The 25,223-nt window shown below is 72.5% G+C and carries 20 protein-coding genes and 1 pseudogene; 20 read left to right on the top strand and 1 reads right to left on the bottom strand.

The genetic code is table 11. The annotated features are described in order from the left end of the window. The first annotated feature begins 142 nt into the window (after nucleotides 1–142). The gene (locus tag P3T27_RS08240) at nucleotides 143–802 is read left to right on the top strand and encodes a trimeric intracellular cation channel family protein (protein WP_280675881.1); all 660 of its coding nucleotides are present in this window, start codon (nucleotides 143–145) and stop codon (nucleotides 800–802) included. Here the strand turns inward: P3T27_RS08240 and P3T27_RS08235 are convergent. Further along, nucleotides 708–1,496: an IclR family transcriptional regulator gene (locus tag P3T27_RS08235; protein ID WP_280675879.1), complete on the bottom strand. Its 789-nt coding sequence runs from the start codon at nucleotides 1,494–1,496 to the stop codon at nucleotides 708–710. The genes P3T27_RS08240 and P3T27_RS08235 overlap by 95 nt on opposite strands. Nucleotides 1,497–1,750: 254 nt before the next feature. On the opposite strand from P3T27_RS08235, the gene P3T27_RS08230 reads away from it, so the two are divergent. From P3T27_RS08230 to P3T27_RS08140, 19 genes and pseudogenes are all read left to right on the top strand, one after another. Beyond that, the gene (locus P3T27_RS08230; protein WP_280675877.1) at nucleotides 1,751–2,932 is read left to right on the top strand and encodes a cysteine desulfurase family protein; all 1,182 of its coding nucleotides are present in this window, start codon (nucleotides 1,751–1,753) and stop codon (nucleotides 2,930–2,932) included. A 63-nt stretch (nucleotides 2,933–2,995) separates the two neighbouring features. After that, the gene (gene mnmA / locus P3T27_RS08225; RefSeq protein WP_280675875.1) at nucleotides 2,996–4,132 is read left to right on the top strand and encodes a tRNA 2-thiouridine(34) synthase MnmA; all 1,137 of its coding nucleotides are present in this window, start codon (nucleotides 2,996–2,998) and stop codon (nucleotides 4,130–4,132) included. 109 nt (nucleotides 4,133–4,241) lie between these two features. Further along, complete coding sequence (locus P3T27_RS08220; protein ID WP_280675873.1) at nucleotides 4,242–5,429, top strand: alpha/beta hydrolase; 1,188 nt, start codon at nucleotides 4,242–4,244, stop codon at nucleotides 5,427–5,429. Nucleotides 5,430–5,900: 471 nt separating this feature from the next. Beyond that, nucleotides 5,901–6,257: pseudogene (locus P3T27_RS08215) on the top strand (DUF5753 domain-containing protein); the annotation flags it as partial. Then, nucleotides 6,254–6,466, top strand: coding sequence for a DUF397 domain-containing protein (locus tag P3T27_RS08210; protein ID WP_280675871.1), 213 nt, complete (start codon nucleotides 6,254–6,256; stop codon nucleotides 6,464–6,466). The pseudogene P3T27_RS08215 and the gene P3T27_RS08210, both read left to right, overlap by 4 nt. Before the next feature lie 120 nt (nucleotides 6,467–6,586). After that, nucleotides 6,587–7,144, top strand: a complete 558-nt coding sequence (locus P3T27_RS08205) for a Uma2 family endonuclease (protein ID WP_280675869.1) — start codon at nucleotides 6,587–6,589, stop codon at nucleotides 7,142–7,144. Nucleotides 7,145–7,241: 97 nt separating this feature from the next. Continuing rightward, entirely contained in the window at nucleotides 7,242–7,766 is a 525-nt protein-coding gene (locus tag P3T27_RS08200) for a TIGR00730 family Rossman fold protein (protein ID WP_280675867.1), read from the top strand. A 13-nt stretch (nucleotides 7,767–7,779) separates the two neighbouring features. Further along, nucleotides 7,780–8,469: an SDR family oxidoreductase gene (locus P3T27_RS08195; RefSeq protein ID WP_280675865.1), complete on the top strand. Its 690-nt coding sequence runs from the start codon at nucleotides 7,780–7,782 to the stop codon at nucleotides 8,467–8,469. A 165-nt stretch (nucleotides 8,470–8,634) separates the two neighbouring features. Further along, a complete protein-coding gene (locus P3T27_RS08190; protein ID WP_280675863.1) occupies nucleotides 8,635–9,444 on the top strand; it encodes a hypothetical protein in 810 nt (269 codons plus the stop codon). A 190-nt stretch (nucleotides 9,445–9,634) separates the two neighbouring features. After that, nucleotides 9,635–11,953, top strand: coding sequence for a right-handed parallel beta-helix repeat-containing protein (locus tag P3T27_RS08185; protein ID WP_280675861.1), 2,319 nt, complete (start codon nucleotides 9,635–9,637; stop codon nucleotides 11,951–11,953). Between the two features lie 83 nt (nucleotides 11,954–12,036). Beyond that, nucleotides 12,037–13,047: a methionine synthase gene (locus P3T27_RS08180; RefSeq protein WP_280675859.1), complete on the top strand. Its 1,011-nt coding sequence runs from the start codon at nucleotides 12,037–12,039 to the stop codon at nucleotides 13,045–13,047. Nucleotides 13,048–13,069: 22 nt separating this feature from the next. Beyond that, nucleotides 13,070–15,364 carry an NAD-dependent DNA ligase LigA gene (gene ligA / locus P3T27_RS08175; protein ID WP_280676585.1) on the top strand — a complete coding sequence of 765 codons (2,295 nt, stop codon included), beginning with the start codon at nucleotides 13,070–13,072 and terminating at the stop codon, nucleotides 15,362–15,364. A gap of 295 nt (nucleotides 15,365–15,659) precedes the next feature. Then, nucleotides 15,660–17,459 carry a bifunctional diguanylate cyclase/phosphodiesterase gene (locus P3T27_RS08170; RefSeq protein WP_280675857.1) on the top strand — a complete coding sequence of 600 codons (1,800 nt, stop codon included), beginning with the start codon at nucleotides 15,660–15,662 and terminating at the stop codon, nucleotides 17,457–17,459. 162 nt (nucleotides 17,460–17,621) lie between these two features. Next, complete coding sequence (gatC, locus tag P3T27_RS08165; RefSeq protein ID WP_280675855.1) at nucleotides 17,622–17,918, top strand: Asp-tRNA(Asn)/Glu-tRNA(Gln) amidotransferase subunit GatC; 297 nt, start codon at nucleotides 17,622–17,624, stop codon at nucleotides 17,916–17,918. 5 nt (nucleotides 17,919–17,923) lie between these two features. Then, nucleotides 17,924–19,417, top strand: a complete 1,494-nt coding sequence (gene gatA, locus P3T27_RS08160; RefSeq protein WP_280675853.1) for an Asp-tRNA(Asn)/Glu-tRNA(Gln) amidotransferase subunit GatA — start codon at nucleotides 17,924–17,926, stop codon at nucleotides 19,415–19,417. Then, nucleotides 19,414–19,674, top strand: coding sequence for a hypothetical protein (locus P3T27_RS08155; protein ID WP_280675851.1), 261 nt, complete (start codon nucleotides 19,414–19,416; stop codon nucleotides 19,672–19,674). Before gatA ends, P3T27_RS08155 begins: the two co-directional genes overlap by 4 nt. 77 nt (nucleotides 19,675–19,751) lie before the next feature. Next, nucleotides 19,752–21,263, top strand: coding sequence for an Asp-tRNA(Asn)/Glu-tRNA(Gln) amidotransferase subunit GatB (gene gatB, locus P3T27_RS08150; RefSeq protein WP_280675849.1), 1,512 nt, complete (start codon nucleotides 19,752–19,754; stop codon nucleotides 21,261–21,263). Nucleotides 21,264–21,507: 244 nt separating this feature from the next. Beyond that, nucleotides 21,508–21,666 carry a hypothetical protein gene (locus P3T27_RS08145; RefSeq protein WP_280675847.1) on the top strand — a complete coding sequence of 53 codons (159 nt, stop codon included), beginning with the start codon at nucleotides 21,508–21,510 and terminating at the stop codon, nucleotides 21,664–21,666. Between the two features lie 134 nt (nucleotides 21,667–21,800). Beyond that, entirely contained in the window at nucleotides 21,801–24,854 is a 3,054-nt protein-coding gene (locus tag P3T27_RS08140; RefSeq protein WP_280675845.1) for a helix-turn-helix transcriptional regulator, read from the top strand. The last annotated feature ends 369 nt before the right edge of the window (nucleotides 24,855–25,223 follow it).

Raw genomic sequence — 25,223 nt, 5'->3', positions numbered from 1 at the left:
GGGAACGACTGACCCTGCCCCGAGCAGCGCGAGGGGAACGACTAGCACCGCCCCGAGCAGCGCGAGGGCGTTGATCTTCAGGTCGCCACGGTCTGACACCTCGCGGTCCGGAGGGGAGGTCTGCGCCGGTCATAGTTGTCCGGTGACCTCGCAGATCTTCCCCTCCGACGTGCAGCAGTCGCTGGACCTCGTCGGCATCTTCGTCTTCGCCCTCTCCGGAGGGCTGCTCGCCGTCCGCAAGAACATGGACATCTTCGGCATCGCGGTGCTGGCCGAGGTCACCGCGCTCGGCGGCGGTGTGATCCGGGACCTGGTGATCGGCGCGACCCCGGTCGCCGCCTTCAGCAACCTCGGCTACTTCGTCACCCCGCTGGTGGCGGGGTTGGTGGTGTTCTTCCTGCACCCCGAGGTCGAGCGGATCAACCGGGCGGTGCAGACCCTGGACGCCCTCGGCCTCGGACTGTTCTGCGTCACCGGCACCGCCAAGGCGCACGACTACGGGCTCGGCGCGGTGGCGGCCGTCGCACTCGGCATGGTCACCGCGGCCGGCGGCGGGGTGATCCGCGACGTGCTGGCCGGCGAGATCCCTTCGTTGCTGCGCTGGGACCGGGAGATCTACGCCGTGCCGGCCCTGGTCGGCGCAGCCCTGGTCGCGGTGCTGATCGGTACCGACCGGCTGACCGGTGCCACCGGCACCGCCGCCGCGCTCACCGCCTTCGGGCTGCGGATGCTCGCCCTGAAGTACGGCTGGCGCGCCCCGCGGGCTTGGCACCGCAACGGTTCTCGCACCAGCGAGGAGTAGGCGAGCCGCCGTACGCGAGCGAGATCGCCTCCGCCGTGCAGAGCAGTTCCGGCACCATTCGGGCCAGTTCGGCCGGCGACACCTGGCTCGCCGGGGCGCTCAGCGCGCAGGCCGCGACCGTCCGGCCGCCGCTGCCCGCTACCGGCGCGGCCACGCAGGTCACCGGCTCCCGGTGCTCGGCCGACTCCGCCGCCCAGCCCCGGCGCCGCACCGCCACCAGCTCGGCCGGCAACTCCTCGTCCGGGGTGCCGTCCTCGGGCAGCCCGGCCAGTAGCACCCGGCCGATCGCCGTCCCGCCGGCCGGTGCCCGCCGCCCGATCCGGGACGCCCGCCCGGTGCCCGGCCCGGCCCAGCTCCCGGCCACCTCGTCCAGGTACAGCACCTCGCCGTCCTGCAGCACGGCCAGCTGGACGGTGTAGCCGCAGCGCGCGTTGAGCGCCGCCAGGTACGGAGCGGCGACCTGCCGGACGTCGATCTCCTCCAGCGCCCGGTGGGCCAGCGAGAGCACCCGGCCGCCGAGGCGGTAGCGCAGATCGGGCTGGCGCCGCGCGAAGCCGTGCTCCTCCAGGGTGCGCAGCAGCCGCAGTGCGGTGGACTTGTGCACGCCGATGCTGGTGGCGGCCTGTTCCAGGGTGACCGGCCCGTCGCCGAGGGACCCGAGCAGGGTCAGGGCGCGATCGACCGACTGCGACATGGCGCCCCCTCCTGTCCGCGCCGATGGGAAGTGTTCGTGGGAGGTGTCCGTGGGGCGCGGCCGGAGAGCCTGCCCGTCGGGAAGCGTCCGCCAGGCTAACCGCTCGGCCGCGCGGCGGGTCAAACGGGTGCCGGACACCGCCGTTCGGTGGGCGCACCCGGGAGCCGCGTTGTGGCCGGATCGGTGCGCATACCGGGACGGTCCTCGGGAGCGCCCTCTACAGCCCGGGGAGCGCCCTCTACAATCGGATGGTTATGCCATACCTGGACCATGCGGCGACCACGCCGATGCTGCCCGAGGCGATCGCCGCGATGACGGCGCACCTGGGGGTGGTCGGCAACGCCTCGTCCCTGCACGCGGCCGGCCGCCGGGCCCGCCGGGTGGTCGAGGAGGCCCGCGAGTCGCTGGCCGACTCGCTGGGCGCCCGACCGAGCGAGATCGTGCTCACCGGCGGGGGCACCGAGTCCGACAACCTGGCCGTCAAGGGCTTGTACTGGGCCCGCCGGGACGCCGACCCGGTCCGTACCCGGGTGCTGTGCAGCCCGGTCGAGCACCACGCGGTGCTGGACGCGGTGCACTGGCTCTCCGAGCACGAGGGCGCCGACGTCGAGTACCTGCCGGTCGACCCGCTCGGCCGGGTCCACCCGCAGGCGCTGCGCGAGGCGATCGAGCGCGACCCGGCGTCCGTCGCCCTGGTCACCGTGATGTGGGCCAACAACGAGGTCGGCACCGTCCAGCCGGTGCGCGAACTCGCCGCCGTGGCGGCCGAGTACGGCATCCCGATGCACGCCGACGCGGTGCAGGCGCTCGGTCAGGTCCCGGTCTCCTTCGCCGAGTCGGGGCTCACCGCGCTCACCGTCACCGGGCACAAGATCGGCGGCCCGTTCGGCATCGGCGCGCTGCTGCTCACCCGCGGCGCCACGCCCGTCCCGCTGCTGCACGGCGGCGGCCAGGAGCGCGACGTCCGCTCCGGCACCCTGGACGCGCCCGCCGCCGCCGGCTTCGCCGCCGCGGCGGCCCTCGCGGTCGAGCGCCAGCCCGAGCACGCGGTCGTGCTCGGCGCACTGCGCGACGAGCTGATCGCCGCCGTGGCGGCCGCCGTCCCCGACGCGGTGCTCAACGGCGATCCGGCCGCCGAGGGGCGGCTGCCCGCCAACGCCCACTTCTCCTTCCCCGGTTGCGAGGGCGACGCGCTGCTGATGCTGCTCGACGCCCAGGGCATCGAGTGCTCCACCGGCTCGGCCTGCTCGGCGGGCGTGCCGCAGCCCAGCCACGTGCTGCTCGCGATGGGCGTCGACCCGCTGCTGGCCCGGGCCTCGCTGCGGTTCTCGCTCGGGCACACCTCGGTGCGCGAGGACGTGACGGCGCTGGCCGAGGCCATCGCGCCGGCCGCCCAGCGGGCCCGCAACGCGGGCCTGGTGGCGGTGCGCCGCTGACCACCGCGCGCGCTGTTGCCGGCTCCGGGAACAGCGGCCGCAGGACGTACGCTTGGAGCCATCATGACTGACTTCCCGGGTGCCCCGACCGCTCCGTCCACCGGCCGCCTGCGCGTGCTCGCGGCGATGTCCGGCGGCGTCGACTCCGCCGTCGCCGCCGCCCGCGCCGCCGAAGCGGGGCACGAGGTGACCGGCGTCCACCTGGCACTGTCCGCCAACCCGCAGTCCTTCCGCACCGGCGCCCGCGGCTGCTGCACCATCGAGGACTCCCGGGACGCCCGCCGCGCCGCCGACGTGATCGGCATCCCGTTCTACGTCTGGGACCTCGCCGAGCGCTTCCGCGAGGACGTCATCGACGACTTCGTCGCCGAGTACGCGGCCGGCCGCACCCCCAACCCCTGCCTGCGCTGCAACGAGAAGATCAAGTTCGCCGCGCTGCTGGACAAGGCGATCGCGCTCGGCTTCGACGCGGTCTGCACCGGCCACTACGCCCGGATCGTCGACCTGCCGGACGGCCGCCGCGAGCTGCACCGCGCCGTCGACGCGGCCAAGGACCAGTCCTACGTGCTCGGCGTGCTCGACGCCGACCAGCTCGCCCACTCGCTGTTCCCGCTCGGCGACACCACCAAGGACGTCATCCGCGAGGAGGCCGAGCGCCGCGGCCTGGCCGTCGCCAAGAAGCCGGACAGCCACGACATCTGCTTCATCGCCGACGGCGACACCCAGGGCTTCCTGGCCAAGCACCTCGGCACCGCCACCGGCGACATCCTCGACGTGGACGGCAGCAAGCTCGGCGAGCACGACGGCGCGTACGGATTCACCATCGGCCAGCGCAAGGGCCTGCGGATCGGCCGCCCGGCCCCGGACGGCAAGCCCCGCTACGTGCTCGACATCTCCCCGGTGAACAACACCGTCACCGTCGGCCCGGTCGAGGGCCTGGACGTCACCGCGCTCACCGCGATCCGGCCGCGCTGGTGCGGCACCGAGCCGCTCGCCGACGGCCGGTACACCGCCCAGCTGCGTGCCCACGGCGAGGAGGTGCCGGTGGACGCCGCGGTCGTCGACGGCGAGCTGCGGGTGCAGTTGGACACCCCGGTCCGCGGCATCGCCCCCGGCCAGGCCGTGGTGCTGTACGACGGCACCCGCGTGGTCGGCTCGGCCACCATCGCCAGCACCGAGCGCCCGGCGATCCACGCCTGAGCGGTCATCCCGATGGATGACGCCGCTGAATCCCCGGGATGACCACGGCTGGAGATTGCATCCATTGGGCTGATTCGACGGTCCGGGCCACGAACCTAATCTCAGGGCCATGAACCGATCCCGCCGTATCGCGGCTGTCGCAGCCCTTGTCCTCGCCCTGCCCCTCCCGATGGCCGGGGCCGCGATGGCCTCGTCGTCGCCGTCCGCCACCGCGCCCGCCGCTGTCGCCGGTGCCTCGACCCCCGCTGCCTTCCACGGCGAGCTGCCCCGCCCGACCGGGCGGTACGCGGCCGGCGAGGAGGTGCTGCGCCTGACCGACCGGAGCCGCACCGACCCCTGGGTACCCTCGGCCGGGCCACGGCAGCTGGCGGTGTCGATGTTCTACCCGGCCCGGCAGGACACCGGCGAGCCCGCTCCGTACATGACCCTCGGCGAAGCGCAGGGCTTCGTGGCGACCCGGGTCCCGGCGGGTACCGGACTCCAGCCGCAGGACGTCGTGGACACCAAGACCTACGCCTACACCGGGGCGAAGGCCGCAAACGGGAAGTTCCCGCTGGTGGTCCTCTCGCCCGGCTTCGAGAACCCCCGCGCCACGCTGACCAGCCTGGCGACCGACCTGGCCAGCCACGGCTACGTCGTGGCCCTGGTCGGTCACACCTACGAGGACTCCGGGGAGACGCTCGCCGACGGCAGCACCCCGGGCTGCGCGCTGTGCGACACCGGCGCGCCGGACTCGCTCCCGGACAGCCGGGCGAAGGACGTGTCCTTCGTCCTGGACCAGCTGACCGGGCAGCACCCGGTCTGGCGCCTGTCCCACCTGATCGACCGGGACCGGATCGGGATGGCCGGGCACTCGATCGGCGGCGCGTCGACGCTCAACGCGATGGCCGGGGACCGGCGGATCCTCGCCGGGGTGAACATGGACGGCAGGTTCTGGCCGCCGGTCCCGACCGACACGCTCAAGGGCCGCTCGTTCCTCCTGCTCGGGAAGGAGAGCGACCACTCCGCCGGCGGCGGGGACGGGTCATGGGGACAGACCTGGGCGGGCTGGGACGGCTACAAGCCCTGGCTGACCGTCGCGGGCACCAACCACGGCAGCTTCACGGACGTCACCGTCCTGGCCGCCGAGGCCGGCATCCCTGCCCCTCCGGGGACGACCACCTCGCCGGCGCGCGGGACGCAGCTGACCCGGGAGTACGTCGGAGCCTTCTTCGACCAGACCCTGAAGGGAATCCACCAGCCTCTGCTCGACGGCCCGTCGGCGGCGAACCCGGAGGTGCTCTTCCAGCACCCGTGATCGGTCGCGCGCAGTCCCGCTCTCGGGGCCCGGCCGTCCGGCGCGGACGGCCGGGCTCGTTCGGTGCTGTGGAACGGGGTTGTCCGGGGAGTCCAGCCAGACGTGCTGTTTCCACTGCCAGGTAGATCGCTGTGTGGCAGAAGCGAGTTGGTGATCCCGCCCGCACCGCCTGCCCGGCGACGCGGGCGGGGGTTCCAGTGGGAGCGGTTGATCAGAATCAGGGCCGCAACGACGATGTGCAGCCCGGCAGCGGCCGACACCCCAAGGGCAGTCCAGACCGGTTGCGGCGGGCGAAGGGCTGGTCTCAGGCCTACCTCGGCAAGCGGATGGGCTATTCGCACGGGCTGGTCTCGTACATCGAACGAGCGAAGAAGCCTGTGACCCTTAAATTTGCGGTGAAAGCCGACGAGGTGTTCGAAACCGGCGGCACCTTCCAGGAGTTGTGGCGGATGTACTCCCGCGCATCCCTACTTCCACTTTGTCCTGGACGAAGGGGCGTTGCGCCGGACGGTCGGAGGACCGGGGGTCATGGCGCGGCAGTTGGAGCACCTCCAAGCCCTCGCCGACCGCCCGAACATCACGATCCAGGTCGCTCCGTTCTCGCTCGCGGAGGAACTGCCGTTCACCATGATGGTCACGCTGCTGACCATGCCGGGTCGAACGCTCCTGGCATACTCGGAGTGCCAGCTGCGCGGCTTCCTCGCACGGGACAACGCGACTGCCCGGGCCTGGGAGCGGGACTACCACCAGCTCCAGGTGGAAGCGCTGTCGAAGGCCGCGTCGCTGGAGATGATCCGCAGTTCGCAAGGCGTGAGAGGAACGTCATGATCCCCCCGGTAGACCTGTCAGGCGCCGCGTGGTTCAAGTCCAGCTACAGCAACAACGGCGGGTCTTGCGTCGAGGTGGCCCCGAACTTCTCCGGTCTGGCCCCCGTCCGTGACTCCAAGGATCCGCAGGGCCCCGCTCTCGTCTTCCCGGCCGTAGCCTGGAGCGCGTTCGTCGCCGCCGTCCAGGCCGGCGAGTTCGGCGAGATCTGAGCCCCGGGAGAGAACCCCCGGGAGGCCCCTGCCCGACCGGGCAGGGGCCTCTTCTCGGCAGTCCGAAGGCCGGATCGGCAACTCGCCGAGGCGGCCGATACGCCCTCCGGAGAGGACGGCATGACCTTCTACGAGCAGCACCGCGATTTCATCGAGGAGTTGGAGCGGATCGCTCCGGAAGGTGTCCGGATCGAATGGTCCGGAGACACGCTGATCATGCAGGCGTCGCCGTCCAATATCCATCAGCTCAACGTGGCCCAGGTGCGCAGGCAGTTCGAGCAGCATGCTCCTGACGGCTATCTCCCCAGCGAGTGGAGCGAAATCGTCAGCCCGGATGTCTCCAAGGGGCGCGAGCCGGACCTGACATACCTGCCGGTGGAGGTCCTCTCCGAGCCGGGCAACAAGGCCCCCGCTGCGGAAGCCCTGATCGCTGTGGAGATCGTCTCGCCGTCCAACCCGGGCAACGACTGGATGGACAAGCTGCACGACTACGCCGTGATGCGCATCCCGATCTATCTGATCGTGGACCCGCGCCAGCAGACGGTGACGCTGTTCTCCGAGCCGGACCACGACCGGTACCACACCCGCAGCGATCGGAAGTTCGGCGACGCGATCAGTATTCCGGAGCCTTTCGGCTTCACGCTGAGCCTGTCGAAGCTCGTTCCGTACAAGGACTGATGCTCCGGAACTGTCAGGCGAGGGGCACAGCAGTGGATGCCCGGGGGCGTAATGCCGGTGAGTGGTCCCGCCGGGGCGTGATAGACCAGATGGCACTATGAACATCACTGTCTTCTGCTCCGCGTACTCGCTCGACGACCGTTACACCGCTCCCGCCGCCGAGTTCGCCCGGCTCCTCGGGGAGGGCGGGCACACCCTGGTCTGGGGTGGGTCGAACGCCGGGCTGATGGGGCTGCTGGCCGACGAGGTGAAGGCGGCGGGCGGCAAGCTGGTCGGGGTGCTGGTCGAGCTGCTGAAGCACAAGGGGTACGTCGGCGCCGACGAGCTGGTGATGACCCGCGACCTGGCCGAGCGGAAGGCGGAGCTGGCCGCCCGGGCGGATGCGATCGTCGTCCTCGTGGGCGGGCTGGGCACGCTGGACGAGGTCACCGAGGTGCTGGAGCTCAAGAAGCACGGGCTGTTCGACAAGCCGGTGGTCGTCCTGGACACCGAGGGCTTCTACACGGGCCTGCGCACGCAGATGGAGCGGATGGACGCCGAGGGCTTCCTGCCCCGCCCGCTCGCCGAGCTGATCCGGTTCGCCGACACCCCGGCCGAGGTCTTCGCGCAGCTCAAGGCCTGAGAGGATCACCACCATGGCCACTCATCTGATCACCGGCGCCGGCTCCGGCATCGGCGCCGTCCTCGCCGAGCACCTCGCCGAGCGCGGCGACGACCTCTGGCTGCTGGCCCGCGACGCCCGCCGCGCCACCGAGCTGCGCGAGCGCTTCCCCGGCGCCCGCACCCTGGTCGGCGACCTCGGCGACCCGGCCAAGCTCTCCTGGGCCTTCGGCCACCAGGCGCTGCCCGTCGAGCTGGACTCCGTGCTGCACGTCGCGGGCATGGTCGAGCTGGGCACGGTCGGCGAGCTGCCGGTCAAGGCCTGGCAGGAGACGCTCAACGTCAACCTGGTCGCCCCCGCCGAGCTGACCAGGCTGCTGCTGCCCTCGCTGCGCCTGGTCAAGGGCCACGTGGTCTTCGTCAACTCCGGTGCCGGGCTGAACGCCCACGCCGAGTGGTCGGCCTACGCGGCGAGCAAGCACGGCCTGAAGGCGCTGGCCGACGCGCTGCGCCAGGAGGAGCACCCGAACGGCGTCCGGGTCACCTCGGTCTACCCGGGCCGCACCGCCACCGCGATGCAGGCCAAGGTGCACCAGCAGGAGGGCAAGGCCTACGACGAGGACCGCTGGATCGCCCCCGAGTCGGTGGCCAAGGCGATCCTCGCCGCCCTCGACGCCTCCCGCGACGCGGAACTCACCGACATCACCGTCCGCCCCGGCCGGTAGGCCCGTGGAGCAGGAAGTCGGCCCGGTCGACTTCCTGCTCCGGACCCGAACGAATCTGCCTGGTACGACCGACGACCCTGTGACAGCATGCGCCGCGCCCTGCCCCGTGACCACGGGCGCAAGGGCTCAGAGCGATGCCGCATCGCTGTCACAAGGGGGGACTTCTTGTCCAGAGTCCGAATAGCGCTGGCCGTCGGTGCGGCGCTCGTCGGCGCGATCGGTCTGCCGGCCATCCAGTCGACGGCCTCCGCCGCGGCCACCACGCTGTACGTCAACAACCGGCCCGGCGCCGACTGCACCGACAGCGGCGCCGGCACCCAGGCCGCGCCGTACTGCACCGTGGGTGCGGCGGCGGCCGTGGCCCAGCCCGGCCAGACCGTCGAGATCCAGCCCGGCACGTACCGGGAGAGCCTGGTGGTCACCCGCTCCGGAACGGCCGAGGCCCCGATCACCTTCCGCAGCGGCGGCACCGGGGACTCGATCGCCGGCATCGGCTCGGGGAGCATCCCGGGCAGCGGCATCACCGTGCGCGGCGCCTCGCACCTCAGGTTCGAGCACCTCGTCGTGATGTCGGACTTCGACGGCGGCGTGCTCGTCGACGGCGGCCGCGACGTGTCGTTCCGGCGGGTCGACATCGACAATGGCGGCGTCCGCATCACCGGAGCCTCCGGCCAAGTCACCTACGCCGCCGGCTCGGTGGGCTCGGGCCCCGGGCACCCGCCGTTCACCGTGAACGGCGGGTCCACCGGGACGGTCGTGACCACCAACCTGCTCAACGGCGGCGCCGGCGCCCCCACCGGCCTGGTGGTCGACGAGGCTCCGGACACCGTCGTGGTGAGCAACACCGTCCTCGGGCGGTGCTTCGCCGGTCTGGTGGTCGTGGTCCCGGTCAAGGACGGCTACGTGTCGCTCTACAACGCGAGCGCCGCGTCCCTGCACCTGGTGGTCGACGAGTTCGGCTACCAGGCGTACTGACCGCGTCTCCGCACCCCCCGCGGCCCCGGTGCCGAGCCCCGCGCTCGGCCCCGGGGCCGCAGGCGTTCCCGCGCACTTTCCGGGGCGGCGGAATCGCGCTGGTGCGGCCCAGTCCCCTGTGCAATGATCCGCTCGGTTTTTTTGTTCGATCTTCACGAACGCCAGAGGGTCAGCGCCACAGCGCTTCGTCATGCCCAGGGGGCTTTTCATTTCCAGAACACGTACAGCGCTCGCCATCGGTGCGGCGCTGCTCGGGGCGGCCGGCCTGCCGGCCGTCGGCGTGAACTCCGCGGTCGCCGCGGCCACCACGCTCTACGTCAACAACGCCGCCGGTGCCAACTGCACCGACAGCGGCACGGGCGCCCAGTCGGCGCCGTTCTGCACCATCGGCGCGGCTGCGGCCGTCGTCCAGCCGGGGCAGACGGTCGAGATCGGCAGCGGCCTCTACCCGGAGGACCTGACCATCACCCGGTCCGGGACCGCCGTCGCGCCGGTCACCTTCCGTGCCGCGAAGGCCGACAACACCTTCCCGGGGCCCTCGGGCGCCCGGATCGGCGACTGGACCAAGTCCGTCAGCGGCTTCGTCGTCAAAGGCGCCGACCACCTGCGGTTCGAGAACCTGAACATCTTCTCGGCCTTCCAGAAGCCGACCGTCCTGGTGGACGGCGCCCACGACGTGACGTTCGACAACACCAACGTCACCGGCGGCAACGGCATCCGGATCACCAACGGCTCCGACAAGGTCCTGTACGGCCGCGGCAAGTTCGGCTACGTGCAGGGCCCGGCGGTCACCGTGGACGGCGGCTCCACCAACACGGTGCTGACGACCAACGTCGTCCAGGCCAACTACGTGCCCGAGATGACCGGCATCCTGGTCAAGGACGCCCCGAACACCGTCGTGGTGGCCAACAGCGTCATCTCCTCCTGCTTCGCCGGGATCGTGCTCGACGGCACGTCGGCCGGTGCGGTGGTCGAGAACAACGTGGTGAACACCGCGAAGAACCAGAATTCGGCCTGCGCCAACCCGGCCGCCGCCACCGGGATCACCGTCGGGGCGAACGCCACCGCGGGCACCAAGGTGGACTACAACCTGATCGACCCGGTCAGCGGCGGCGCGCCCTACAGCTGGGCCGGCACCGCCTTCGCCACCCAGAACCAGCTCACCGCCAACACCGGTCAGGGCGTCCACGACTTCGTGGCCCCGAGCTATGTGCCGAAGGGCCCGGACGCCCCGGTCGACCACCGGATCGACTCGGCCGACGAGAACGCCCCCGGCATGCTGCCGAGCGACTCCTACGGCTACGCCCCGGTGGACAACCCGACCGTCACCAACACCGGTACGGGCAGCGGCACTCGCGATCGCGGCGCGAACGAGGACCTCGACGTCGGCAGCGCCTTCACCCCGGCCGGCCCGACCCGTCTGCTGGACACCCGTGAGCCGATCGGCGTCCCGGTCGCACAGGCCGTGCCGGCCTGGGGCAGCGTGGACCTGCCGGTGACCGGTGTGGCCGGTGTTCCGGCGACGGGTGTGACCGCGGTGACGATGAACGTGACGGTGACCGAGCCCACGCAGGACGGTCACCTGACGGTCTACCCGCACGGTGACAAGGCGCCGGACGCCTCCAACCTCAACTGGGTGGCGGGTCGGACGATCCCGAACCTGGTGACGGTGCCGGTGAAGGACGGCAAGGTGTCCTTCTACAACGCCTCCGGCGGTTCGGTGCACGTGATCGCCGACCTGGAGGGTTACTACAGCCCGAAGGGCTCGCTGTTCCACCCCCAGGGGCCGACGCGGCTGCTGGACACCCGGCAGCCGGTCGGCGTCCCGGTGGCACAGGCCGTCCCGGCGTGGGGCAGCGTGGACCTGCCGGTGGCGGGCGTGGCCGGTGTTCCGGCGACCGGTGTGACGGCGGTGACGATGAACGTGACGGTGACCGAGCCCACGCAGGACGGTCACCTGACGGTCTACCCGCACGGTGACAAGGCGCCGGACGCCTCCAACCTCAACTGGGTGGCGGGTCGGACGATCCCGAACCTGGTGACGGTGCCGGTGAAGGACGGCAAGGTGTCCTTCTACAACGCCTCGGGCGGGACGGTGCACCTGATCGCCGACCTCGCCGGCTACTACACCGCCGAGGGCAAGACCAGCTACCGCCCCGACGGGCCGTACCGGCTCATCGACACCCGTGAGGACCGGCGCTGGGAGAGCTCCGAGCGTCCGGCGGGCACCGTCCCGGCCTGGGGCACCCTGGACATCCCGGTCTCCGAGATCAGGGTCACCGCGGTGACCCTGAACGTGACGGTCACCGAACCGGGCGCCGAGGGGCACCTCACCGTCTACCCGCACGGGGACAAGGCGCCCGACGCCTCGAACCTCAACTTCCTGCCCGGGGAGACCATCCCCAACCAGGTCGTGGTCCCGGTCAAGGACGGCTACGTCTCGCTCTACAACGCGAGCCCCGCGCCGTTGCACCTGGTGGTCGACGAGTTCGGCTACGAGGCGTACTGATCCCGAAGCATCACCCTCCCGCGGCCCCGGTGCCGAGCCCCGCGCTCGGCACCGGGGCCGTCCTCGTGGGTAGGCTCGGGCGGGTGAGCACCCCACAGCCCTTCCCCGACCTGCGCGGCGCCGCCACCGGCGTCGGTTCGCTGCCCGGCACCGACGCGCGGGAGGCCGCCAAGACCTCCACCGGAGCGCTGGAGCAGCTGCCGTTCCTACCCGAACTGCCCGCCCGCGGGCCGGGCGCCGACATGATCGGCCGCGGTGCCGGGCTGCTGGTCGAGCTGTTCGCGCAGACCGAGCCGAGCGGCTGGCGGTTCGCCGACCGCCCCGGCCGGGACACCCGGCGCGCCCACTCCTGGCTCGGCGAGGACCTGGACGCGCTGGAGGAGTTCACCCAGGGCCACCAGGGCGCGCTCAAGGTGCAGGCGGTCGGGCCGTGGACGCTGGCGGCGAGCATCGAGCTCAAGCACGGCGAGAAGGCGCTCGCCGACCACGGCGCCTGCCGGGACATCGCCGGTTCGTTGACCGAGGGCCTGCGCCGCCACCTCGCCGACGTCCGCCGGCGGGTGCCCGGCGCCCACCTGGTCCTCCAGCTCGACGAGCCCTCGCTGCCCGCCGTGCTGACCGGCGCGGTGAAGACCGCCAGCGGATTCCAGCGGCTGCGTTCGGTGGACCGGCAGGTGGCCGAGGAGGTGCTGCGCGAGGTCATCCGGGGCCTGGACGTGCCCGTCGTCGTGCACTGCTGCGCGCCGGACGTCCCGATCCCGCTGCTGCGCCGGGCCGGGGCGGCCGGCGTCTCGCTGGACTTCTCGCTGCTGACCGGGCGGGAGGACGACGACCTGGGCGAGGCGGTCGAGGCGGGCACGGTGATCCTCGCTGGTGTCGTGCCCTCCACCGACCAGGCGGTGTCCGACCCGGCCGGTAGTGTCCAGGGTGTCAGGACCTTGTGGCGCAGGCTCGGGTTCGCCCCGGAGCTGCTGGGCCGACGCGTGCTGGTGACGCCGACCTGCGGGCTGGCCGGGGCGTCCCCGGCGTACGCGCGCAAGGCGCTGTCGCTTGCGGCGCGGGCGGCGCAGAGCCTGGTGGACAACCCGGAATGAGAACGTAGGAGGGCTTGCGGTGGTGGCTGTCGAGGGCTGGGAGGACGTCCCGGCGGAGGTGCGCAGGCGGCACGCCGAGCTGGCCGTGGAGATCACCGAGCACCGCGCCCGGTACTACGAGCAGGACGCCCCGGTCGTCAGCGACGCCGAGTTCGACGCCCTGATGCGCGAGCTGGAGGCGCTGGAGGCCGAGCACCCGGCCCTGGTGACGCCGGACTCGCCGAGCCAGCGGGTCGGCGGTGCGCCGACCGAGCTGTTCGCCGCCGTCGAGCACCGCGAGCGGCTGCTCAGCCTCGACAACGCGATGGACGAGGAGGAGCTCGCCGCCTGGGCCGAGCGGGTCGCCACCGAACTGCACGGCATCGACTACCACTACCTGTGCGAGCTCAAGGTGGACGGCCTGGCGGTCAACCTCACCTACGAGAACGGCCACCTGGTGCAGGCGGCGACGCGTGGCGACGGCCGGGTCGGCGAGGACATCACCGCGAACGTCCGCACCATCAAGGAGATCCCGCACCAGCTCAAGGGCGACGACATCCCGGAGCTGGTGGAGATCCGCGGCGAGGTCTACTTCCCGACCGAGGAGTTCGACGCGCTCAACGCCTCGTTCGCGGAGGAGAACGAGCGCCGCCGGCAGGAGAACGAGGAGCGCGCCAAGGAGGGCAAGCGGCCCCGGGCGTTGATCCGGCTGTTCATGAACCCCCGCAACGCCGCCGCCGGTTCGCTGCGCCAGAAGGACCCGCACGTCACCGCGTCCCGCCCGCTGCACATGGTGGTGCACGGCATCGGCGCCCGGGTCGGCTTCGACATCGACGACCAGTCGCACGCCTACCGGCTGCTGCACGACTGGGGCCTGCCCACCGCCCGGCACAACAAGGTGGTGAAGACCCTCGACGAGGTGCGGGCGTTCATCCGGCACTTCGGCGAGCAGCGGCACTCGGTCGAGCACGAGATCGACGGCGTGGTGGTGAAGGTCGACGAGATCGCCCTGCAGGGCCGGCTGGGCGCCACCTCCAAGTCCCCGCGCTGGGCGATCGCCTGGAAGTACCCGCCGGAGGAGGTCACCGGCAAGCTGGCCGAGATCAAGGTCGGCATCGGCCGCACCGGCCGGGCCACCCCGTTCGCGGTGCTGGCCGAGCCGGTGAAGGTGGCCGGTTCGATGGTCCAGTACGCGACCCTGCACAACCAGCAGATCGTCAAGGCCAAGGACGTCCTGCTCGGCGACACCGTGGTGCTGCGCAAGGCCGGTGACGTCATCCCGGAGATCCTCGGCCCGGTCTACGACCTGCGGGACGGCGGCGAGCGGGAGTTCGTGATGCCCTCGCACTGCCCGGAGTGCGGCGCCGAGCTGCGCCCGATGGCCGAGGGCGACATCGATCTGCGCTGCCCGAACGCGCAGTTCTGCCCGGCCCAGATCCGCGAGCGGATCGCCTTCCTGGGCGGGCGGCAGTGCCTGGACGTCGAGGGCCTCGGCTATGTCGCGGCCACCGCGCTGACCCAGCCGCTGGAGCCGGCCGAGGCGCCGGTGCGCAACGAGGGCGACGTCTTCGGCCTCACCGAGGAGCAGTTGCTGCCGATCAAGGTGCTGGTCCGGGACCCGAAGACGGGCATGCCCAAGCTGGACGACAAGACCGGCAAGCAGAAGGAGGTGTTCTTCTTCGCCACCACCAAGGGCGAGCCGAAGAAGTCGCTCCGGACGCTGCTCGACAACCTCGACCAGGCCAGGCAGCGCCCGTTGGCGCGGTTCGTCAACGGCCTGTCGATCCGCCACGTCGGTCCGGTGGCGGCCCAGGAGCTGGCGCGCGAGTTCCGCGACCTGGAGAAGATCTTCGAGGCGAGCGAGGAGGAGCTGGCGGCGGTCGAGGGCGTCGGTCCGACCATCGCCCGCTCGATCAAGGAGTGGTACGCGGAGGAGTGGCACCGGGGCATCCTGGAGAAGTGGCGCGAGGCCGGTGTCCGCTTCACCGAGGAGTTCGCCGACGAGGAGCTCGGCGAGCGTCCGCTGGAGGGCCTGACGGTGGTGGTGACCGGCACCCTGGCCGGGCACACCCGGGACGGGGCCAAGGAGGCGCTGACCTCGCGCGGCGCGAAGGTGACCGGTTCGGTGTCGAAGAAGACCGATTTCGTCGTCGCGGGTGACAACCCTGGGTCCAAGTACGACAAGGCCGTTCAGCTCGGCCTGCCGGTCCTGGACGACGCCGGTTTCGCCGTGCTGCTCGCCGACGGAGCGGCCGCGGCCCGCGCCCACCTCGGCCTGCCCGAGGTCGAGCAGGCCCCCGCCGAGGCCGCCCCGGAGGCCGACCCGACCGGCGCCTGACCGAATCCGTCTTGTTATCGTCCTGATGCAACGTCACCGGGTGTCGCGCCGTGAAGGCGGGCATTGTGTCACTGTGCGACACCCGGGCGCGGTGGCGCGTTTCCGGTTGTCCGAAAGTCTGCCCACCGGGTGGACCCCGGCATACTCTGGAGCGCAACAGAGTGTCAGCAGGGGTGGGGGCACCGGCTGAGCCGGTACTCCGCGGGGTCGCTCCATGCCCGGCAGCAGTCGGTACCGGCACGGTGCCTCACCGTACGGCGGCCTGACGGGGCGGGCCCGACGGAGGACAGGGCTTATGGATCGTACGACCGGCGGTGCGCCCACACGCCCGCCGCAGGGGGTGGCGGGTGCGGTCCTGCTGCTCGGCGTGCTGCTGGCCGGTGCAGCGCCGCTCATCCCGCTGGCCGTCCTGGTCTACCGGTACGAACCCGAACTGCTGCCGCTGTTCGCGGTGCCGCTGGCGGTGCTGGTCGCCGCCTGGCGGATCGCCCGCGACCGCGCCCGCGACCAGCTGACCGACCCGCTGACGGACCTGCCCAACCGTCAGGCCCTGCTGATGGCCGCCCAGGAGGCGATAGCGGAGCGTGCGGACGGCTACAGCGTCGGTCTCATCCTGCTCGATCTCGATCGCTTCCGATCGCTCAACGACACTCTCGGTCACACCGCCGGCGACCGGCTGCTGGTGCACATCGCCCGTCGGCTGCACCGCGCGCTGCGCTCCGGCGGTCCGGCCGGCAGTGCCACCCGGGAGTCCATCGACGACGTCTTCGCCGGCCTGCCCCGGCACTACCGGCGCGGCCGCCCGATGGTGGCCCGGATGGGCGGCGACGAGTTCGCCGTGCTGCTGCCCGGCATCAACTGCCCGGACAGCCTGGAGCGGGTCGCCAAGGCGCTGATCGCCGAACTCGCCGCGCCGATCCGGCTGGACGGACTGCTGCTCGTGCTGGAGGCCAGCGCCGGGGTCTGCGTCTACCCGCAGCACGCCCAGGACGCCGAGTCGCTGCTGCGCCGCGCCGACGTGGCGATGGGCCACGCCCAGCGCGGTTGCAGCGGCGTCGCGCAGTACGACGAGACCCAGGACGCCGACACGCCGTACCGGATAGGGCTGCTCGGCGATCTGCGGCGGGCCCTGGAGACCGGTGAGGTGCAGCTGCACTACCAGCCCAAGGTGGCCTTCGACGGCCGGGTGGTCGGCCTGGAGGCACTGCTGCGCTGGGAGCGGCCCGGCCAGGGCCGGGTCTCGCCGGACGAGTTCGTCGGGCTCGCCGAGTCCAGCGGCCTGATGCCCCGGCTCACCGACTACGTGCTGGAGGCCGCCGTCGGGCAGCTCGCCTCCTGGCGGGACCAGGGCCTGCAGGTGCAGGTCGCGGTCAACGTCTCCCCGCGCGACGTGCTCAACCCCGGCTTCGCGCAGCGCGTCGCCGGCCACCTCGTCCGCCACCAGGTGCCGGCCCACGCGCTCCAGCTGGAGATCACCGAGCGGCTGCTGCTGGACGACTCCCGGCGCGCCGCCGACACCCTGGCCGAACTGCGCGGCTACGGCGTCGGGATGTCCCTGGACGACTTCGGCACCGGCCACTCCTCGCTGGTGCGGCTGCGCAGCCTGCCGGTCGGCGAGTTGAAGATCGACCGTTCCTTCGTCTCCCGGATGGTCGCCGACGACCACGACGCGGCGGTGGTGCGCTGCTCGGTCGAGCTCGCCCACTCGCTGGGCCTGACCGTGGTCGCCGAGGGCGTCGAGGACGACGAGACCTGGGAGCGGCTGCACTGCATGGGCGTGGACGCCGTCCAGGGCTGGCTGGTGTCGGCGGCGCTGCCGGCCGAGCAGGCCACCGCCTGGCTGCGGGTGCACCGCACCGGCGCCCCGCCGGTGGAGCGGCTGGCGGCCTCGCGCGGCCAGCTGCCGGCGGCCCTCCGGGCGATGCAGGGGGGCCAGCCGGTGCTGCCGCCGGTCGTCCAGCCCGTCATCCCGCCGGTGCTGCCGCCCGCCGTCCAGGCCGTCCAGGCCGGGCCGGTGCCCCAGCCGGTGCCGGCCGCGCAGCTGGAGATCCAGGCGCCGGGCACGCAGAGTTGGGCCCGTACCAGGCCGCAGTGACGGGCGCGCGCGTCAACGCGTTGGTCGGTGGCCGGGCCGGGCCCCATAGGATGGGTCCAAAGACCACGAGGACGGAGCACCGGACCGGTTGCTCCTGCCCGGGCCCGGTACCGCCTGAGCGCGGTGCCGGGTCTCACCAGAACTCACCCTGAGGATCGCTGCATGCCTGGCATCACGCGCGAGGAGGTCGCCCACCTCGCCCGGCTGTCGCGTCTTGAGCTGAAGCCCGAAGAGCTGGACCACTTCGCCGAGCAGCTCGACGTGATCATCGGCGCGGTCGCCCGCGTTTCCGAGGTCGCCGGACAGGACGTCCCGCCGACCTCCCACCCGCTCCCGCTGACCAACGTCATGCGCGCGGACGAGGTGCGGCCGTCGCTCACCCCGGACCAGGCGCTGTCCGGCGCTCCGGCCGCCGAGGAGCAGCGTTTCCGTGTGCCGCAGATCCTCGGGGAGGACTGACCGAGATGACCGAGCTGATCCGTTACACCGCCGCCGAGACGGCCTCCGCCATCGCCAAGGGCGAGGTGTCCGCCGTCGAGGTCGCGCAGGCGCACCTGGACCGCATCGACGCCGTCGACAAGAAGGTCAACGCCTTCCTGCACGTGGACACCGAGGGCGCGCTGAAGGCCGCCAGGGCCGTCGATGAGAAGCGCGCCAAGGGCGAGGAGCTGGGCCCGCTGGCCGGCGTCCCGCTCGCGCTGAAGGACGTCTTCACCACCGAGGGCATCCCGACCACCTGCGGCTCCAAGATCCTCGAAGGCTGGATCCCGCCGTACGACGCCACGCTGACCAGCCGTCTCAAGGACGCCGGCGTCGTCATCCTCGGCAAGACCAACATGGACGAGTTCGCGATGGGCTCCTCCACCGAGAACTCCGCCTACGGCCCGACCGGCAACCCGTGGGACCTCTCCCGTATCCCCGGCGGCTCCGGCGGCGGCTCGGCCGCGGCGCTGGCCGCCTTCGAGGCCCCGCTGGCGATCGGCACCGACACCGGCGGCTCGATCCGCCAGCCCGGCGCAGTCACCGGCACCGTCGGCGTCAAGCCGACCTACGGCTCGGTGTCCCGCTACGGCCTGGTCGCCTTCTCGTCCTCGCTGGACCAGGGCGGCCCGTGCGCCCGCACCGTGCTGGACGCGGCGCTGCTGCACGAGGCCATCGCCGGGCACGACCCGCTGGACTCCACCTCGATCGACGCGCCCGTCCCGGCCGTGGTCGAGGCCGCGAAGCTGCGCGACGTGCGCGGCATGCGGATCGGCGTGGTCAAGGAGTTCGCCGGCGAGGGCTACCAGACCGGCGTGATGCAGCGCTTCAACGAGTCGGTGGAGCTGCTGCGCGAGCTGGGCGCCGAGGTCGTCGAGGTCTCCTGCCCGTCCTTCACCCTGGCGCTGCCGGCGTACTACCTGATCGCGCCCAGCGAGTGCTCGTCCAACCTGGCCCGCTTCGACGCGATGCGCTACGGCCTGCGGGTGGGCGACGACGGCTCGCGCTCGGCCGAGGAGGTCACCGCGCTGACCCGCGAGGCCGGCTTCGGCGACGAGGTCAAGCGTCGCATCATCCTGGGCACCTACGCCCTCTCCTCGGGCTACTACGACGCCTACTACGGCTCGGCCCAGAAGGTCCGCACCCTCATCTCGCGCGACTTCGACGCCGCCTTCGCGGGCGTGGACGTGCTGGTCTCGCCGACCACGCCGACCACCGCCTTCCCGATCGGCGAGCGCGCCGACGACCCGATGGCGATGTACCTGGCCGACCTCTGCACGATCCCGTCGAACCTCGCGGGCAACGCGGCCATGTCGCTGCCGGTCGGTCTGGCCCCGGAGGACAATCTCCCGGTCGGCCTGCAGATCATCGCGCCCGCGATGGCGGACGACCGCCTGTACCGGGTGGGCGGCGCCGTCGAGGCCGCACTCAACGACAAGTGGGGGCACACCCTGCTGGAGGAGGCACCGGCTCTGTGAGCAAGATCGAGAAGGCCAAGGCCCAGTCCGCTTCGCTCAAGGGTTTCAAGCACTCGAAGCCCGGTCTCTGGCTGTCCATCGGCAGCAGCGCCTTCGGCGCGGTCTCCGTGGTCAAGGACGTCCGCAAGGCCCGCGAGGAGAGCGACACCCTCAAGCTGGTCAACGCCCTGGTCGGCGCCGCCGCGCTGATCACCGGCACCGCCCTGCTGGTGCGCGAGCTGCGCCGGCTCGGCTCCGACGACGTACTGCTGGGCTGAGCTGAGCGCCCCGGCCCGGCCCCGTGCGAGCGGCGGCCGGGCCCGTACCTCCCAAGTCTTTTAGTGAAGGGGACGCTGTGAGCGTCATGAACCTGGTCTCCTACGAGGACGCTCTCGCGTCGTACGACCCGGTGATGGGCCTTGAGGTCCACGTCGAGCTGGGTACCAAGACCAAGATGTTCTGCGGTTGCTCGACCGAGCTGGGCGCCGAGCCGAACAGCCAGACCTGCCCGACCTGCCTGGGCCTGCCGGGCTCGCTGCCGGTGGTCAACGCGATCGGCGTGGAGTCGGCCGTCAAGATCGGCCTGGCGCTGAACTGCGAGATCGCCGAGTGGTGCCGGTTCGCTCGGAAGAACTACTTCTACCCGGACATGCCCAAGAACTTCCAGACCTCGCAGTACGACGAGCCGATCGCCTTCAACGGCTACCTCGACGTGCAGCTGGAGGACGGCTCGACCTTCCGCGTGGAGATCGAGCGCGCCCACATGGAGGAGGACACCGGCAAGTCCAGCCACGTCGGCGGCGCCACCGGCCGCATCCACGGCGCCACCCACTCGCTGCTCGACTACAACCGGGCCGGCATCCCGCTGATCGAGATCGTCACCAAGCCGATCGTCGGCGCCGGCGAGCGCGCCCCCGAGGTCGCCAAGGCGTACGTCGCCGAACTGCGTGAGCTGATCAAGGCGCTGGGCGTCTCCGAGGCCCGGATGGACAAGGGCCAGATGCGCTGCGACGTCAACCTGTCGCTGCGCCCCAACGGCACCGAGACCTTCGGCACCCGCTCGGAGACCAAGAACGTCAACTCGCTGCGCAGCGTGGAGCGGGCCGCCCGGTTCGAGATCCAGCGGCACGCCACCGTGCTGACCGACGGCGGCACGATCGTCCAGGAGACCCGGCACTTCCACGAGGAGGACGGCTCCACCACCTCGGGCCGGATCAAGGACAACGCCGAGGACTACCGCTACTTCCCCGAGCCGGACCTGGTGCCGATCGCCCCCGCCCGCGCGTGGGTCGAGGAGCTGCGCGCCGGCCTGCCGGAGCTGCCGCGGGTGCGCCGGGCGCGGCTGCAGGCCGAGTGGGGCCTGTCCGACAAGGACATGCAGTCGGTGCTGAACGCCGGCGCCGTCGAGCCGATCCTGGAGACCATCGCCGCCGGCGCCCCGGCCGACCAGGCCCGCAAGTGGTGGATGGGCGAGCTGGCCCGCCGGGCCAACGAGACCGGCACCGAGCTGAGCGAGCAGCCGATCACCCCGGCGCAGGTCGCCCGGGTCACCGCGCTGGTCGCCGAGGGCAAGCTGAACGACAAGCTGGCCCGCCAGGTCATCGAGGCCGTGCTGGCCGGCGAGGGCGAGCCGGACGAGGTCGTCGAGAAGCGCGGCCTGGCCGTCGTCTCGGACGACTCCGCGCTCGGCGCCGCCGTCGACCAGGCCATCGCCGACAACGAGGCGATCGCCGCCAAGATCCGCGACGGCAAGGTCGCGGCGGTCGGCGCGCTGGTCGGCGCGGTCATGAAGGCCACCCGCGGCCAGGCCGACGCGGCCCGCGTCAAGGATCTGATCCTGGAGCGGCTGGGCGTGGAAGGACAGTAGGCGCTGGGCGCCTCTGTCTGAGGTTCCTAAGGCGCCTAAGGCATCTAAGGCCCTCTAAGTAAGGCCTAAGGCCCGGTCTCACCTCTGTATCGAGGTAAGACCGGGCCTTTGTCGTCCCCCGGGCCCCGATCTAAGGCATCCGGGGCCCGGAAGATCGGTAGGGCTTCCGATGTGGCACCCCCCGCTGGGAGAGGAAGCTCTTACTCGACAGCGAAACGCAGTGAGACCCACAAGGGGAACCGAAGTGATCGAGTACGAGCTCATCCAGCAGCAGGCCCACGAGCTTGCCGCCCGCGCCGAGCACCAGCGCCTGGTACGCGAGGCCAAGGAGGCGCGCCGCCTGCGGCAGCGTCCGGTGGCCGCCCGCTTCCAGCGGCGCCCCGTGCGTCAGCCGGAATGCTGACGGACCGGCACCACGACGGTGCCGAGGGAACGTCCGAGGGGGAGGCGCTGCGGGGGAGCGCCTCCCCCTCCGGGCGTCCACGGGGCGGGATATCCGCTCGGCCCGCCGGCTCCGGCTATGGCATGCTCGCCTCCATGCAGCAGATATCGGTGAGTCCCGTCTTCGTCGGCCGCGGCAGCGAGATCACCGAACTGACCGACGCGCTGCGCCGGGCCGGCTCCGGCAGCCCGCAGGCCGTGCTGATCGGCGGCGAGGCGGGCGTCGGCAAGACCCGCCTGCTGGAGGAGTTCCTGAAGCGGGCCGGCGACGGGGGAGCGGTCACCACGCTCGGCGGCTGTCTGGAGATCGGCGCCGAGGGCCTGCCGTACGCCCCGCTGGCCGGCGCGCTGCGTCGACTGCACCGCTCGCTGGGCGCAGAGCTGGAGGCCGCGGCCGCCGGCAGCGAGGGGCATCTGGCCCGGCTGCTGCCCGAGTTCGGCGAGGCCGACGGCGAGCCGAACGACGAGTATGGCCGGGCCCGGCTGTTCGAGCACACCGCGAGGCTGTTCGAGCGGCTCGGCGCGGAGCGTACCCTCGTTTTCGCCGTCGAGGACCTGCACTGGTCCGACCGCTCCACCCGCGAGCTGCTCGCCTTCCTGGTCCGCACCCTGCACCGCTCCCGGGTGCTGCTGGTCGCCACCTACCGCTCCGACGACCTGCACCGTCGGCACCCGCTGCGCCCCTTCCTGGCCGAGCTCGAACGGCTGCGCACCGTCCAGCGGCTGGAGCTGGAGCGGTTCGGCCGCGGCGAGGTCGCCGCCCAGCTGGCCGGCATCCTCGGCACCGCCGACCCCGACCGGAAGCTGGTGGACCGCATCCACCGCCGCTCCGAGGGGAACCCGTTCTTCGTCGAGGAGTTGGCCACCGCCTTCGAGGACGGCTGCGGCGCCGGACTCACCGATTCGCTGCGCGACATCCTGCTGGTCCGGGTGGAGACCCTGGACGAGGAGGCCCAGCGGGTGGTGCGGATCGCCGCCGAGGGCGGCTCGCACGTCGAACACGCCCTGCTGGCGGCCGTCCTGGACGACGACGAGGAGGCGCTGATCGAGGCGCTGCGGGCGGCCGTCGGCGCCAACATCCTGCGCCCGGACAGCGACGGCGAGGGCTACCGCTTCCGGCACGCGCTGGTCCGCGAGGCCGTCTCGGACGACCTGCTGCCCGGCGAGCGGCACCGGATCAACCGCAAGTTCGCGCTCGCCGTGGAGGCGCAGCCGCACCTGGTCTCCTGTGACGCCCTGCCCGCCCGGCTGGCCAACTACTGGTACCACGCGCACGATCCGGCCCGCGCCCTGCCGACCGCCCTGGACGCCGCCCGCGCGGCCCGGCGCCGCAACGCCTTCGCCGAGCAACTGGGCATGCTGGAACGCGCCCTGGAGCTGTGGGACATGGTCTCCGAGGAGGTGCTGGCGCACACCCTGCGCCCGTACGACTGGGCCGAGACCTACCCGCCGGGCTCCTGCGACCACAGCACCGCCGACGAGGACTGCGACCGGATCCAGCTGATCGACGTCCTGGCCGAGGCGGTGGTCGCGGCCCGGCGCTGCGGCGACCGCGAGCGCGGACTGAGCCTCGCCAGGCGGGGGCTGCGGCTGGTCGACGAGACGGTGCACCCGGTGCGCGCGGCCTGGTTCCGGATCAACCGGGCCCGGATGCTGGGCAATCTGCGCCGCTCCGGGGACGACGAGGAGATCCTGTACGCGCACCGGCTGGTCGACCACCTGCCGCCGTCCGCCGTCCAGGCCGAGGTGTTCGCGCTCGGCGCCGGGGTGGCGATGCTCAAGAAGCCCGGCCCCGAGCACCTCGGACTCGCCGAGCGGGCGATCCGGATCGCCCAGGAGGTCGGTGCGCACTCCGTCGAGGTGCACGCCCGGATGACGCTCGGCGGCCTGCGGTACGACGTGCAGGGCGACGCCGAGGGCGGGCTGGCCGAACTGGCCGGGGCGGTCGAGACGGCCCGCCGGCTGGGCGTGCCCGACCTGCTGCTGCGCGGCGTCAACAACCTGGCCAGCCTGCAGCGCGGGCTGGGCCGGGCCGAGGAGGCGGTGGCGCTGGCCCGCGAGGGCCTGGTCTTCGCGGACGGCAACGGCCTGCTGCGCAACATCGGCACCATCCTGACCGGCAACCTGGCCGAGGCGCTGACCGACCTCGGGCGGGCCGCGGAGGCCGAGGAGGTGCTCGCCGCCTGCGAGCTGACCAGCCTGACCGGCACCCACGCCGAGTTCCTGGACCGGATGCGCGGCGACCTCGCCGTGCTGCGCGGCGACCTGGCCGGCGCGGCGACCGTGCTGGCGCAGGCCCGGTCGGCCAACCGGGTCGGCCAGCTCCAGCACAGCATGCCGATCAGCCGACTGGCGGTGCGGGTCGCCGCGCTCGGCGGGCGGCCGCTGGAGGCCCGGGAGGAACTGCTCGCCGCGCTGGCGGAGGAGGGGAGGCTCGGCCACGAGTCCGACGTGTACCCGCTGCTGGTCGAGGCCGCCGCGGTGGAGGCGGACAGCCGGGGCCTGCCGGAGGCCGCGGCGGGCCGGGCCGAGGTGCTGGCCGCGATCGCCGAGGCGGCCACCCGGCTCCGGCCGCGGGCGCCGCTGCACCACGGCTGGGCCCGACTGCTGGAGGGCGAGCTGGCCCGCGCCGAGGCCGCCGACACCCCGGCGCAGTGGGCCGCCGCGGTCGCCGCGCTGCGGCCGACCGGGCTGCCGTACCCGCTGGCGGCGGCCCTGCTGCGGGCCGGCGAGGCCGAGGTGCAGGCCGGGCGGCGCGAGGCCGGGACCGAACTGCTGCGCGAGGCGCGGGAGCTGGCCACCGTCCGGGGCGACCGCCCGCTACTGGCGGAGATCGCGGGGCTGGCCGACCGGGCCGGGCTGACGCTGACCCCGGCGCCGGCCGCACGCCCGGCCGCCGGGCCGGCCGTGCCCCCGCCCGCCGGGGAGTCCTTCGGCCTCACCCCCCGTGAGCGGGACGTGCTCCGATTGCTCGCACGCGGCTGGACCAACCGGCAGATCGCGGAGGAGCTGTACATCTCTCCGAAGACCGCGAGCGTGCACGTCTCCAACATCCTGGGCAAGCTCGCGGTCACCGGCCGGGGCGAGGCGGCCGCGCTGGCGCACCGGCTGCGGCTGTTCCCGGACGATCTGACCCCGGCCGTCCGCTGATCCACGCGCCCGGCGCCGGGCCCCCGACCGTCGCCGGTCCGGGGCCCGGCGGCCGGGCGCCGTCACGTGCTCCTGTGCGCGCCGCGTGAGCCCCCGGCCGAGCGCCGCCGCCAACCGGGCCGATCCGCCGGAATCAGGTGTATTTCCCCACCCTCGCGCCATTACTCTAAGTTGAGTGTGCGTGTCATTGAGTGACGGATTTGGTGTAGGGTCCCGATCGGGAACATCGGTGCGGTGCGGCGACCGGAAGGCCGCCCACCCCCTGGGCCGCCGTCCTGACGGGGCGCCAGGCCACCGCGTACGGCCAAGGGATGCGCGGCCGGCGGCCCGTGGCCGGGGCGCCGGGCCTCGGGTCGGAGGGGGAGAGGT

Origin of the sequence: Kitasatospora sp. MAA19 (genome assembly GCF_029894125.1) — a bacterium.
In the GTDB taxonomy this organism is placed as follows: domain Bacteria; phylum Actinomycetota; class Actinomycetes; order Streptomycetales; family Streptomycetaceae; genus Kitasatospora.
This window is presented reverse-complemented; position numbering and strand designations above follow the sequence as displayed.